This window comes from Mucilaginibacter aurantiaciroseus (assembly GCF_024055595.1).
Classification (GTDB): domain Bacteria; phylum Bacteroidota; class Bacteroidia; order Sphingobacteriales; family Sphingobacteriaceae; genus Mucilaginibacter; species Mucilaginibacter aurantiaciroseus.
Genome location: NZ_JAMXOF010000003.1, coordinates 120,199 through 132,719 on the forward strand (window position 1 = coordinate 120,199; position 12,521 = coordinate 132,719).

Genomic DNA, 12,521 nt, shown 5'->3' on the forward strand with positions numbered 1-12,521 from the left:
AGGTTAAGCCGGCTTTGTTTCAGAAAAATAATAACCCATAGCTAAAAACACTTGTCCTTCTTAAGCGACGGGCGGGTACGATATTAGTAAACTTTTAAAATTGGTTTTTACTGCCGATTGGGTTTTATACCGATAAAAATATAGGCACCCTTATTAAATCGCCCGTTGATTTTATTGTGGGGCTTAATCGGCAGTTTTTACATCAACTATAAAAACCCCGATGTAATAATGCAGTTTGAGCGCGCTCTTGGGCAGGTGCTGTTTTATCCCCAAATGTTGCCGGCTGGCCCGGTGGCAAAAGCTGGAAAGACAGTTCATCGCCGATGTTCCGCTTAAAGATCCCATTTACCGTTTTAAATGGTGGCGAAATATATTTTAAAGGCAAGGCCGACCCGGAAGATGAGGCCTTTTTGGCCATGAACGTTAACAAACGCAAAGCTGTAAATACGCAGGTGCAATCGCAACTTAACTGAGACTTTCTCTGAATTTGGCCGCCGGGTTTAACAAAATGCCAGCAACGGTACCGACCATGGCACCGCTAATAACGTAATGATATTTGGTGGCAAGCTAAATAAGCCGGGCATTTATAACAACGCCAAACCTATCTGCCTTAGATAAAGGCGACCTTAAGTACGAGGTGGATTTTAGGGATGTGTACGCCACCCTGCTTGATAAATGGCTTAACGTTAACAACAGCCAAATCTTGAATAAGAATTTTGCGGGATTAAACTTTCTATAGCTACGAGCGTAGCGCTAACGATTATATATATTGCCAATTAATTGTATATTGGGTGGCCGTTAATAATACGCGATACTCTAATTAATGGAGAACATTTATAAGATAATCCTGGAGGAAACCCTTGCCGGTTACTGGGACTGTTATCTGCAGGAAGATAAGATGATTTTAAGTGCCGCCTTTAAGGCCATGTTTGGCTACCAGGACCACGAACTTGAAAATACCACCGCAACATGGGCCCGGCTTATTGTTCCCGGGGATGTTCCGCGTATGGATGCCTGCCTTAAAGAGCATTACGACAGCCACGGCAAAAAACCTTTTAACATTGATGTAAGGTACACCCACAAAAATGGGTCGATAGTTTGGATAAACACTACAGGCCGGGTTATTGAATGGAAAGATAACACGCCCATTCGCATGGTGGGTTGCCACATTGATATCACCGAGAAAAAACGTACCGAGCAAACGCTCGAAATAAGCGAAGAAACTTTTAGGAATGCTTTTGATTACTCGCCCATTGGTGTGGTGCTGGTATCTACCGGAGGTAAATTCCTGAAGACGAATAAAAGCATCTGCGAGATGCTGGGTTATTCGGCCAACGAATTAATGGCTAAAACCTTCCAGGAGATAACCCACCCCGATGACCTGGAGGCCGACCTTACCCTGCTGCAGCGTACCCTTGATAAAGAGATAGACTCCTACAAAATGGAGAAGCGTTACATTAAAAAGGATGGGGGCATTATTTGGATCGTACTAAATGTAGCGATTGTACGTGATAAAGCCGAAAAGCCCTTATACTTTGTATCGCAGATAAAAGATATTACCAAACGTAAACATGCCGACGAGCTATTGAGAGAAAGCGAGCGCCGCTGGATCTTCGCGTCCGAAGGTTCGGGTGGGGGTATTTGGGACTTCGACCTGGTAAATAATACCATCTTCCACTCTAAACAATGCCTGAGCATGATAGGGCTGGCGGAGCACGAGTTTAACAACGTACCCGGCCAATGGACAGCACGTGTACATCCTGAGGACAGGGAGAAATACGTTGCAGATGTTAATGCTTGTATTGCGGGGAAAACAGAAATACACTCTAACCAGCATCGTGTACTATGTAAGGATGGCACTTACAAATGGATCCTCGACCGGGGGAAGGTTATTGAGTATGATAAGGATAACAAACCAACCCGCATCATTGGTACCCACACCGATATTACCGACCAGAAACAACAGGAACAGCACTTGCGCGAAACCCTGGACGTGGTAGGCGGACAAAATAACCGTTTGTTAAACTTCGCCTATATTGTATCCCATAACCTGCGAACGCATGCCAGCAACTTTAAAATGATTATGGATGTACTTGCCGACCCTGCTATCACCGAAGATGAGAAACAGGAACTATCAGGTCTCCTAACAAAGGTATCCGACCAATTGAATGATACTATTAACAACCTGAACGAGGTGGTATCGATACAAACTAACATAGATATCCAGACATCCGAACTTGACCTGCTTAGCTATTTTAACCGCGCCACCGAATTGCTAAACAACGATATCATCCTTTGGAAAGTTAACATCGATAATCAGATCCCTAACGGTAAAACATTAATTTATAGCCCCGCTTATCTGGAGAGCATCGTGTTTAACCTGATAAGTAATGCTATAAAATACCGCTCGGTAACAGAGCATCCTACAATAACCATAAAGTATTTTGAGGAAAACGGAAGGCAAGGCTTTACAATTGTTGATAACGGCATAGGCATCGACCTGAAAAAACACGGTAGCGACTTATTTGGCATGTACAAAACCTTTAATGGTAACCTTGATGCCAAAGGCATGGGCCTTTTTATCACTAAAAACCAGGTAGAAGCCCTTGGTGGTAAAATTGACGTAGAAAGCAAGCCGGGTAAAGGCACAACGTTTAAGGTGTTCCTTACTTAAGGCTCTATTTCTTAACCCTTTTCAAAATATCATTTACAGATAGCTTTTCCTGCTCGCCGTTTTCCATGTTTTTGAAGGTAAGCAGACCGCTTTCCATTTCGTCGCTGCCTATTAACACGGTATAAGGAATCTGCTTGTTGTTGGCATACTCCATCTGCTTTTTAATTTTAGCACCTGCGGGGTAAAGCTCGGCACTGGTGTTTTGGCTGCGCAGGCTTTGCAACAGTGGCAAGCCGTATTTTTCGCCCTGCTCATCAAAGCAGCAAATAAGCACCTGGGTACTTTGCTCTGCCGATTGCGGGAACAGGTTTAATTCTTCTAAAACGTCGTAAATACGGTCGGCACCAAAAGAGATCCCGGCACCGGTAAGCCCTTTAAGTCCGAACATGCCCGTAAGGTCATCATAACGGCCACCGCCACCAATGCTGCCCATGGCAACCTCATTGGTTTTCACCTCGAAGATGGCACCTGTATAATAGTTTAACCCGCGTGCAAGAGTAATATCCAATTCCAGTTTTGCTGTTAGCGGTTTGCAGGCGGCAACATAATCAAACACAGTTTGGATCTCATCACATCCCCTTAGGCCTATCTCAGAGTTTTGCAAAGCCGCACGCAGACTATTAAGCTTTTCGTCGTTACTGCCTTCTAACAGAATAATGGGTTTTATGGTATCAATATCTTCCTGTCTAAAGCCACGCTCAAGCAGTTCTTTTACCACGCCATCAAAACCTATTTTATCAAGTTTATCGATAGCCACCGTCATGTCTATAATATTGTCGTGCTTATCTATCACCTGGGCAATGCCCGACAGGATCTTGCGGTTATTAATTTTAATGCTGAAATCTTTTAAACCAAGCAGGCAAAGGGCTTCGTCGTAGATTATAATAAACTCCGCCTCGTTCAATAACGATGGTGAGCCAACAACATCTGCATCGCATTGGTAAAACTCGCGGTAGCGGCCTTTCTGTGGCCTGTCGGCACGCCATACCGGCTGCACCTGGAAACGTTTAAATGGAAATGTTATCTCATTTTGGTGTTGTACAACGTAACGTGCGAAGGGCACGGTAAGATCGTAGCGGAGGGCCTTTTCGGAGATTTGTTTAAGCAAGCTTTTCGTGGTAAACCCCCCAAATATTTCCTTTAATCCAATGGGTTGAATATTAGCCCAATCATTAGTTTCATTTTTTGATAAAAGTTTGGCAATATCTGTTTTTTCGATAACGTCTCCACTATCCAATATCTTAAAAATCAGCTTATCACCCTCATCGCCATATTTGCCGGTAAGGGTGCTTAGGTTTTCCATCGAAGGGGTTTCTATCTGCTGATAACCGTATTTGCGGAATACACCTTTTATGGTATCGAAAATAAAGTTTCGCTTTGCCATTTCGGCGGGAGAGAAATCGCGGGTACCCTTAGGTACAGATGGTTTGATGGATGCCATGCGGCAAAGGTACAAAAAAGCAGGCCTCACCCAAACCCGCATTAACGGAGAAGGCTTTAATTAGAAAAACGCCCCCCGATGCGTCGGGGAGCGTTTTCCTGATTAACTATTAAATTATCTTAGTATTAATTAGTGGCGCTTTTAGCCTGGTTTTTCATGGCATCGTTTGCTACGATAACAATCTCAACCCTGCGGTTTTGAGAACGACCCTCAACGGTGTTGTTATCACCAATTGGCTCGCTTTCGCCTTTACCACTAGTGCTTAAACGCGAGTTACCTACTTTGTTTGCAGCAATATATGCTTTTACAGATTCGGCACGGCGTACAGATAAATTTTGATTATACGCGTCGGTACCGGTATTATCTGTGTGGCCCACAACAAGGATGTTGGTTTGCGGGTTGTTTTGTAATGATGTAGCCAGGTTAGCCAGGTTTGTACGTGCAGCCGGTTTTAAGTCTGATGAATTGGTATCAAACAGAATGCCTGAATCAAATTTCACTAAAATACCTTCGCCTTCGCGGGTTACAGTTGCACCCGGTACCGTATTTTTAATCTCAGCAGCTTGCTTGTCCATATTACGGCCAATAAATGCACCTGCTGTACCACCAACGGCACCACCTATAATTGCACCTAATGCAGTATTACCTGCGGCTCTACCAATAAAAGCACCAATTGTACCACCGGCACCGGCGCCAATTGCGGTACCTTTTTGGGTTTTGGTAAGGGAATCACAGCCCGAAGCTAATATGCCTAACGAAGCTAATACAATACTGTATGTAGCGATTTTTAATTTTAGTGTTTTCATGTTTAAGTTGCGTGTTTGTTTAATAGATTATTTGCAAAGCGAGTGCCAAAAACTAAAACTGCACATTATTATACCAAAGCCGATATTTTGAAAATCAATAAATACTATAACAACATATTTTTAAGATTTGAGAAAACAATCCTCCGTTTAACATAAAACCCTAAAATAATACGTTATGTAATGCTGCCTTTTTTTTAGTACAGCACTTAGTTAACAAACGAATTGCCGGTAACTTTTACGGGGAAGATTAAGGTAAATGTACTGCCAATCCCTTGCTCGGAATTTACAGTGATCCCTATTCTATGGAAAGACGCGATAGACTTTACAATAGGAAGCCCCAGGCCAAAGCTATCTTGCGAGAGCGACTGCTTCATCTTTTTAAACCTGTTGAATATAAATGGCATTTCTTCATTAGGGATGCCTATGCCGGTATCTGCAATGCTAATGGTGTAGCTATCTTTAACCCATAGCGCGGTAACGGTAATATCACCTTCGGGTTTGTTGTATTTAATGGCATTATTGATAAGGTTAAAAAGCAGGTTAAATAGCAGGAACTTGTTTACGCCCGTTAACTCAACATCATCGGTTATTACAATATTAAGGCTGATGTTCCTGTCCTGTAAACGAATGGAGATCTCCTCGTTAACGTCTTCTATCAGTTCTTTAACGGTTATCTTATCTTCTTTCAGGAACTGGTCGTTCTCTATCTGCGATATCAGGAGCAGGGTTTTGGTGATGTTTTTTAACCGGTTCAGGATCTTTTGCATCTCCATAAGGCGCAGCTTTAGCTCGTCGGCAATATCATCCTGCTCAAACATGTTCTCTATTTTAGATTGCAGGATAGAGATGGGCGTCATTAATTCATGCGACGCGTTCGATATAAATTCACGCTCTTTCTGGAAAGCCGTTTCAATAGTTTCTACCATCCGGTGGATGCTAAGATCGAGTTGTTGAAAATCCAGCGTACTCGTTTTTACCTCCTTGTACACCGTAAACTTCGGAAACTTATTCCCTATCAGCTTGGTGCGGATAATGATGCTTAACGGGCGCAGGATATAGGTAGAGAAGATCTGATCGGCAAGGATGGTCAGCAAGATCATCCCCAGTAAGATCTGGAAGGCGATGTTTTGCAGCGGGCCTGTGGTTTCGCCAATGGTTTCGGTACTCTTGCCAATCTCCAGCAGGTAGTTTTTTTTTCCGGAGTTAAAGGTGTGGCTTAGTATGCGATAGCCGATGGTGTCGCGCTCTACCAGACGCTGCTCGTTCTTAATAGTATCCAAATGGTAGTCGGGCTGGACTTCCTCAAGGCCAATAAATTCCTCTTTTAACGGGAGGTAGCTACCATAGCTTTGGCCATCTTCGATATAGTTTTTTATGCCTTCGTTTCGTACCTGCTGTAAAAATTTATCTTTCTGTTTTATCAGGCGGTTATCTGTATAACTTTTGTTGATGTTTTCGATAATATTGGGCAGGAGCAATATAAACAAGGTTACAATAACCAGTTTCGATATCGCATTAAACAGCGTTAATTTGGTCCTGAGTTTCAAATATCTAAACGGTTGATTTTATTCTGTAGCCAAGCCCGCGTACGGTTTCCAACCAATCGGCAGGGGCAAAAAAACTTAATTTTTTACGAATGTTTTTAATGTGGGCGTCAATAAAGTTAGAGTCATAATCATCGTTAATAAGGCTGCCCCAAATATGCTCGCTCAGTTGGGCGCGGGTAAGCGTGCGGTTCTTATGCAACAGCATGTAGGCGATCAGGTCGAACTCCTTTTTTGTAATGGTGTTAACGGGGTTAACATGGTACATAATGGTACGGTCAGTAATGTTCACCAAAAAACCATCCAGGTCAATAATATTTTGAAGCACGCCAAACTTCCTGCGGATAATAGCCTGCATCCGGCTCTGCAGCTCTAACAGCGAGAATGGTTTAGCAAGGTAATCATCGGCACCAAGGTCAAGGCCTTTAACGCGGTCGTTAACCTCCGCACGGGCGGTTAGGATAATGCAGGCAACTTCGGGATTAGCTTTCTTGGCTTCGCGCAACAGATCAAGGCCTTCATAATCGGGCAGGCCAAGGTCAAGCAAAATAAAGTCGTAAAGGTTTACGGCCAATTTCTCTGACGCGGATGCGCCGTTATAACAGATCTCGCAGATGTAGTTATTCTTTACCAGGAAAAGTTCCAGTTCGTGGGCAAGCGCCTTTTCGTCTTCTACGATCAGTATGTTCATCTTAATAAAAGACGTAATAAAAGGTGAAATTAAAAAATGATTCGCGGCGGTTTTTTAAAGCGCCTTCCACATTAACCGGGATAGAGTACTTGTATGAGGCCTCCAAAGTATAATGGGGCATGTTATAGGCCAGCGGGATCTTAAAGCTATAATTAAGCATGTTAAACTTAGCGTTTGCCCGGGCACGGCGGCCGTTCTCGTTTTCTAAGAAAATGTTATCAATTTCAACCCAGTATTGATGGTCTAAAGTATAACGCTGCACAAAATTTTGTGTGCCAAATATCAGGTTTACCGATGGATTGATAGATAGGAAATCCTGGTCGTTAAAAATATTAAAGCTGCTCTCAAAATATTTGGAGTTGCTTATTGTGGTAAAAATATCGTACGATTTACCAAAAAGATAATCTACTGTTGCGCTGGTTTTCAGGTATTTCCAATCCAGCGTGTTTTTCCAGTTGATGTCGTTAGATGCCGATGACTTAATGATGTTGGCTTCTTTATTAAATATAAAACGAGTGTAGCTTACCGTGCCGGTGAATTTTTTAGATAAGCGGTAATAGTAACCACCACCCAAATCTATCTCATCAACCAACGGTTTATAACCCAATACCTTTAATGCCGAGCCGTAAATGAAAAAGCCCGATTTTGTATTAAAAATAATATCGGTAGTCATAAACGGATACTTGATAGGCCCGGTACGGCCAAAGAACAACGCATCGCTGCCGTAAGTTACCCCGGCCGATACCGAGTTTTTGCGTACAACCGAATCTGTATCCGAAATGGCATGGGTATCCCGGTATGCCCTTAAATCCGGCTTAGGTATGGCCGCATTTACTGCATTACAGGTAAGTATAAATATCAGGGCGCTAAGGTATCTCATTAGTCGTTTCTCCTTGGTATTTCTGGCGGGCGTTCCAAGCCTTCGGGCCTGCGCTGGCGTTTTGGTTTAGCTTTTGCCGGGTCAACATTTTCTATTTTTTCGGGCTTGGGCATTTTTTTGGCCTTTGCAACCTCTTTAATTTTCTTCTTGTCTTCTTCAGATTGGCGTTGCTTACGTTTTGTTACAGTTGTATCACGCTGTTGTAACGTTAAATTGGCGTTAACTGATACAATATTAAAGGCGGGTGAAGATTTATCGCGATATGCGAAATTATTTTTAGCGTATGACAGGCGTGGCGCTGATATCATTAAGAGTACAATATACAAAAACCACTTCGTCATTTTAGAGGAAAGAAACGCTAATTATCTGCAAAGATATGCCGCGGCATTTACTTGCAATTCAATTAAAAATAAATCTATATAAAGTGCGCAAAATATCAGGGGCTTTATCCCTTTTAGCTGGCGCGGAAAAAATTATAATAGGTTATGGCTAAATATAAGCAAAAGCTTACATCATCAAACTAATATCTTTCGAAGTATAAACGCGGGCCTGGTCGTCAACTATTACACAAGCTATTTGGTTTAGTTTGTTTATTAAGTATAAGCTGCTGTTTATGCCCATGGCAATAACAGGGTTTGCCATAGCATCGGCCAGTTCTGCACCCGGGGTAATAATGCTTACGCTCTTAATTTTGCTAACCGGGAAACCATTCTCCGGATTTATATCGGCAGCTTTTATATTAAGGCTGGTGTATTTATCGCTGTTGTACGATGTAGCAACCGCCATGTTGCTGATGTTTAAATTAGCATAAGGCTGGTTTGTCAACGACGGATCTGCAGATGCGATGGTCCACGGGGTATTGTCTGGCTGCAAGCCCCAGGTAAGCAAATTGCCACCGGCATTAATAACGCCGCTGCTAATGCCTTCCAATTGTAATATATATTTAGCCCTGTCGGCAGCGTAACCGCGGCTTAAAGCGCCAAAACCAATACGCATGCCTTTGTTTTTAAGGAACACGGTTTGGGCAACCTGGTCTAACACAACGTTGGTATAGTTGGTTAACCTGATTTTCTTTTTTAGTGTTTTAACAGCAACAACTTCAACGTCCGCCTTTTCATCCATGCTAATGGTGCTTGCTGCCGCGTAAGTAATATCAAAAGTGCCGAAAGTAAGTGCCGAGATCTGCAAAGCCCTATCAATTAAACGGAAAACCTCCGTATCAACACGTACCGGTTTAATGCCCGCGTTGCGGTTAATTTGGTTAAGGATGCTGTCTTCAGGGAACGCGCTAAGAAGTTTTTCAATACGGCTTATCTCGGCAAAGGCGCTGTCTATACGTGCAAGTGCCCATACGGCATCGGTAGCTACTAAGCTTATTTCAAACCTGTTGCCCATTAAGCGCGTTTCGCGGCTGATAATGGTTGACGCCCCTGTTAAATTTTTTACTGCCAGCATAAATAATTAGCGTTACGTAATTTAAACCTGTTGTATCAAAACATTACGCAATGTAATGCCCGGGTGCAACTCCACAAACGCTAAATTAGTTGGGCAACATGAAATTGGCATGAAAAGCCATTTTCAATAAATGAAAAAAGCACCATAAAAGTGCTTTCTAATGTGTATTATTTTTAATAAAACCTTAAGCAGCAGTACCTTCCTTTAACCTTTCAGCGTTCTCGGCAAATTGCAGGGCTTCCATTATCTCTTGCAAATCGCCGTTCATAACGCCTGTAAGGTTGTAAATGGTTAAGCCAATACGGTGCTCGGTTAAACGGCCTTGCGGGTAGTTGTACGTACGTACTTTTGCACTTCTGTCACCGGTGGCAACCATGGTTTTACGTCTCTTAGATGTTTCTTCCAGGTGCTTTTGTAGCTCCATTTCGTATACTCTGGAGCGTAGAACGCCTAATGCCTTATCATAGTTTTTCAGCTGCGATTTTTGATCCTGGCACTGGGCAACAATTCCTGTAGGGATGTGTGTCAAACGCACGGCAGAATACGTGGTATTCACCGACTGGCCGCCCGGACCAGACGAGCAGAACAGATCCTTACGGATATCACTTACCTGCAGATCGATATCAAACTCATCAACCTCGGGCAATACCACTACCGATGCGGCAGATGTATGCACACGGCCCTGTGTTTCGGTATCGGGCACGCGTTGTACACGATGTACACCACTTTCGTATTTAAAGTTACCGTAAGCATCCTCGGCGTTTACGCTGAAAACAATCTCTTTATAACCACCGGCAGTACCTTCGGTATAATCAACCAGTTCGGTTTTCCAGCCGCGGCGTTCGCAATACCGCATGTACATGCGGTAAAGATCGCCTGCAAAAAGCGAAGCCTCATCACCGCCCGTACCACCACGGATCTCTATCATGGCGTTTTTAGAATCCTCAGGGTCTTTAGGTATCAGCATCAAACGGATAACTTCTTCCATCTCATCCTGTTTAACCAAAAGCTCATCCAATTCGGCTTTAGCCATTTCGCGGAACTCATCGTCCTTCTCGGTAGCTAAAATTTCTTTGTTGCTATCAATATTGCTCATAATATTCTTGTAAATATTATACTGATCAACAATTTTGGCAAGGTCTTTATATTCCTTGTTCATCTGGGCAAAACGCTTCATGTCAGCCATGGCGTCAGGGCTGCTCAGGTCGCCTTCTACGGTTTTCCAGCGTTGGTATATTAACTCTAATTTCTCTAACATCTTCTTATTTGAAAATCAATTGCAGCGTAAATGGGTGCTGCAGTCCCGCTTTTCATTCCAAGCATTTTGCCCGGCAATATCCAATCACACAAAAGCTTTTTATTACAATCGGGTTTAGGCTTGTTACTGCGCTACAAAAAACATGCAAAAATACGCATTTATCGGCACATAATAAATTCAGCTGATTGTAAAGAGATGAGGCCTCTGATATATCGAATATTGAACGCCCAATTTTGAATGTCGAAATTCACTTCACTTCATTATCAGATATTTAACATTCGGTTTTTGTTATTTCCCGTCCTTTTCAAACCACTTCAACTCCAAATCAACTCCGTCAAACATCGCGTAGGTATTGTAATTTACCCATTCGCCAAGGTTAACGTAGCGGCTGTTATCGGGCAGGGATATATCCAATGGCAGGTGCCTATGCCCAAATATGAAGTAATCGAAAGGCTGCGTTTTTAAAACTTCGAGCGAATAGGCTTCCAGCCATTCCTGCTGATGTTGGATCTTGTCGGTGTCCGTAGCGCCTGCAATACGGCTTTTTTGTGACCATTTATTCGCGATACCCAAACCTAAATTAGGGTGTAGCCTTGCAAAAAGCCACTGGCAAACCCTGCTGCGAAAAAACTTTTTCAGAAACTTATAAAGCTTATCACCGGGGCCAAGGCCATCGCCGTGATGCAGGTAGAATTTTTTGCCCCCGCGCTCAATCTCCAACTCATTAGTAATGATGGTTGCGCCAAGTTCCTGTACAAAATAATCGAACATCCACATATCGTGGTTGCCTTTAAACAGGTAGAGCTTTACGCCGGCATCGGTCAATTGTGCCAGTTTTCCCAGGAAACGGATGTAACCCTTGGGCACCACCGTTTTGTACTCGAACCAAAAATCGAACACATCACCCATTAAAAACAGTTCGGCAGCATCCTCTTTGATCAAATCCAGCCAGCGGATGATCCGGTCTTCCCGCTCGCGAGATGAGGCGTAGCTGTTGGCACCTAAATGAAAATCGGAAGCAAAGTATAAATTTTTACCCGTTGGCATATTGGTTCAAAAGTACGGGAATAATTGGCAGATGGCAAATGGGTGTTTACCGCCATAAAATACAAATTGTCAGCCTGAGCCTGTCGAAGACTTCTGCGCCTTGCCTCTAATTGGCAAATGGTTCAACAAGCTCTTTTATGAATTAATTACAAACTTGCGTTCTCTGGCATAAATTGCAGGCGCTTGGCAAAATAAATATCCCAGCTGCGTTGTTGCTGTTTATCTACCATATGGTGTGTGTCCTGGTCGTAGTTACTATTAAGCTGTTTATACTTGGCATCAATTCGGTTGAAAATATTCATGGCCTCGTACTGATAGTTAGCCGTAAAACGGGTTCGCTCAATAGCCCTTAACACTTCTTGCTGCTCTAAATAAGCAATGGTATAATGGCCCTGTTCGTGTTTTAAAATCTCGGTAAGCTGTTCATAACTGGTTATCCGTGAGCGGTCTATCCACGATTTATCGTTGTTCATAGACAGCCTTACATTGGCGTGTAGGATGTAATTGCCATCGCCGCGACTAGCCTGGTATTTAAAATCGATAGTGCAATTGGTGTAGGCGATAACGCCCCTGCCATTTGGCTGGGGCGCCCCCTGGAAATCGTTGACAGTTAGCAGCCTATGAGGTTGCGCCAAAGCCGGATTGAACGCGAAACACAGCAAAGCTATGGCGCAAATAGTGCGTAAATAGTTGAATATCATTTATGCCAATGGTAAAGTAAAACT

At 43.1% G+C, this 12,521-nt stretch carries 12 protein-coding genes; 2 read left to right on the plus strand and 10 right to left on the minus strand.

Annotation, left to right across the window (positions count from 1 at the left end):
• Positions 1–323 precede the first annotated feature (323 nt).
• Positions 324–473, plus strand: a complete 150-nt coding sequence (locus NAF17_RS13860) for a hypothetical protein (RefSeq protein ID WP_252758604.1) — start codon at positions 324–326, stop codon at positions 471–473.
• Positions 474–823: 350 nt separating this feature from the next.
• Positions 824–2,674 carry a PAS domain S-box protein gene (locus tag NAF17_RS13865; protein WP_252758605.1) on the plus strand — a complete coding sequence of 617 codons (1,851 nt, stop codon included), beginning with the start codon at positions 824–826 and terminating at the stop codon, positions 2,672–2,674.
• 4 nt (positions 2,675–2,678) lie between these two features.
• On the opposite strand, the gene hisS is transcribed toward NAF17_RS13865, so the two are convergent.
• The 10 genes from hisS to NAF17_RS13915 form a co-directional block, all read right to left on the minus strand.
• Entirely contained in the window at positions 2,679–4,115 is a 1,437-nt protein-coding gene (gene hisS, locus NAF17_RS13870; RefSeq protein WP_252758606.1) for a histidine--tRNA ligase, read from the minus strand.
• 125 nt (positions 4,116–4,240) lie between these two features.
• Positions 4,241–4,921: a YiaD family glycine zipper/OmpA-like lipoprotein gene (locus NAF17_RS13875; protein WP_252758607.1), complete on the minus strand. Its 681-nt coding sequence runs from the start codon at positions 4,919–4,921 to the stop codon at positions 4,241–4,243.
• A gap of 206 nt (positions 4,922–5,127) precedes the next feature.
• The gene (locus NAF17_RS13880) at positions 5,128–6,468 is read right to left on the minus strand and encodes a sensor histidine kinase (RefSeq protein ID WP_252758608.1); all 1,341 of its coding nucleotides are present in this window, start codon (positions 6,466–6,468) and stop codon (positions 5,128–5,130) included.
• Positions 6,469–6,472: 4 nt separating this feature from the next.
• Positions 6,473–7,156 carry a response regulator transcription factor gene (locus tag NAF17_RS13885; RefSeq protein WP_252758609.1) on the minus strand — a complete coding sequence of 228 codons (684 nt, stop codon included), beginning with the start codon at positions 7,154–7,156 and terminating at the stop codon, positions 6,473–6,475.
• 1 nt (position 7,157) lies between these two features.
• On the minus strand, positions 7,158–8,036 hold the full coding sequence (locus tag NAF17_RS13890) for a hypothetical protein (RefSeq protein ID WP_252758610.1): 879 nt from the start codon (positions 8,034–8,036) through the stop codon (positions 7,158–7,160).
• Positions 8,036–8,344: a hypothetical protein gene (locus NAF17_RS13895; RefSeq protein WP_252758611.1), complete on the minus strand. Its 309-nt coding sequence runs from the start codon at positions 8,342–8,344 to the stop codon at positions 8,036–8,038. Before NAF17_RS13895 ends, NAF17_RS13890 begins: the two co-directional genes overlap by 1 nt.
• A gap of 199 nt (positions 8,345–8,543) precedes the next feature.
• Positions 8,544–9,491 (minus strand): FAD:protein FMN transferase, encoded by a 948-nt coding sequence (locus tag NAF17_RS13900; RefSeq protein WP_252758612.1) that lies wholly within the window; start codon positions 9,489–9,491, stop codon positions 8,544–8,546.
• Between the two features lie 184 nt (positions 9,492–9,675).
• Positions 9,676–10,749: a peptide chain release factor 1 gene (prfA, locus tag NAF17_RS13905; protein WP_252758613.1), complete on the minus strand. Its 1,074-nt coding sequence runs from the start codon at positions 10,747–10,749 to the stop codon at positions 9,676–9,678.
• A 288-nt stretch (positions 10,750–11,037) separates the two neighbouring features.
• The gene (locus tag NAF17_RS13910) at positions 11,038–11,796 is read right to left on the minus strand and encodes a UDP-2,3-diacylglucosamine diphosphatase (protein ID WP_252758614.1); all 759 of its coding nucleotides are present in this window, start codon (positions 11,794–11,796) and stop codon (positions 11,038–11,040) included.
• 146 nt (positions 11,797–11,942) lie between these two features.
• Positions 11,943–12,497, minus strand: coding sequence for a DUF922 domain-containing protein (locus NAF17_RS13915; RefSeq protein WP_252758615.1), 555 nt, complete (start codon positions 12,495–12,497; stop codon positions 11,943–11,945).
• Between the last annotated feature and the right edge of the window lie 24 nt (positions 12,498–12,521).

What these genes read in the sequence shown, in the direction of transcription:
- NAF17_RS13860 (WP_252758604.1), top strand. Translation starts at nt 324, where the DNA reads ATGTTCCGCTTAAAGATCCCATTTACCGTTTTAAATGGTGGCGAAATA.
- NAF17_RS13910 (WP_252758614.1), bottom strand. Translation starts at nt 11,796, where the DNA reads ATGCCAACGGGTAAAAATTTATACTTTGCTTCCGATTTTCATTTAGGT.
- NAF17_RS13885 (WP_252758609.1), bottom strand. Translation starts at nt 7,156, where the DNA reads ATGAACATACTGATCGTAGAAGACGAAAAGGCGCTTGCCCACGAACTG.
- prfA (WP_252758613.1), bottom strand. Translation starts at nt 10,749, where the DNA reads ATGTTAGAGAAATTAGAGTTAATATACCAACGCTGGAAAACCGTAGAA.
- hisS (WP_252758606.1), bottom strand. Translation starts at nt 4,115, where the DNA reads ATGGCATCCATCAAACCATCTGTACCTAAGGGTACCCGCGATTTCTCT.
- NAF17_RS13875 (WP_252758607.1), bottom strand. Translation starts at nt 4,921, where the DNA reads ATGAAAACACTAAAATTAAAAATCGCTACATACAGTATTGTATTAGCT.
- NAF17_RS13915 (WP_252758615.1), bottom strand. Translation starts at nt 12,497, where the DNA reads ATGATATTCAACTATTTACGCACTATTTGCGCCATAGCTTTGCTGTGT.
- NAF17_RS13890 (WP_252758610.1), bottom strand. Translation starts at nt 8,036, where the DNA reads ATGAGATACCTTAGCGCCCTGATATTTATACTTACCTGTAATGCAGTA.
- NAF17_RS13895 (WP_252758611.1), bottom strand. Translation starts at nt 8,344, where the DNA reads ATGATATCAGCGCCACGCCTGTCATACGCTAAAAATAATTTCGCATAT.
- NAF17_RS13900 (WP_252758612.1), bottom strand. Translation starts at nt 9,491, where the DNA reads ATGCTGGCAGTAAAAAATTTAACAGGGGCGTCAACCATTATCAGCCGC.
- NAF17_RS13865 (WP_252758605.1), top strand. Translation starts at nt 824, where the DNA reads ATGGAGAACATTTATAAGATAATCCTGGAGGAAACCCTTGCCGGTTAC.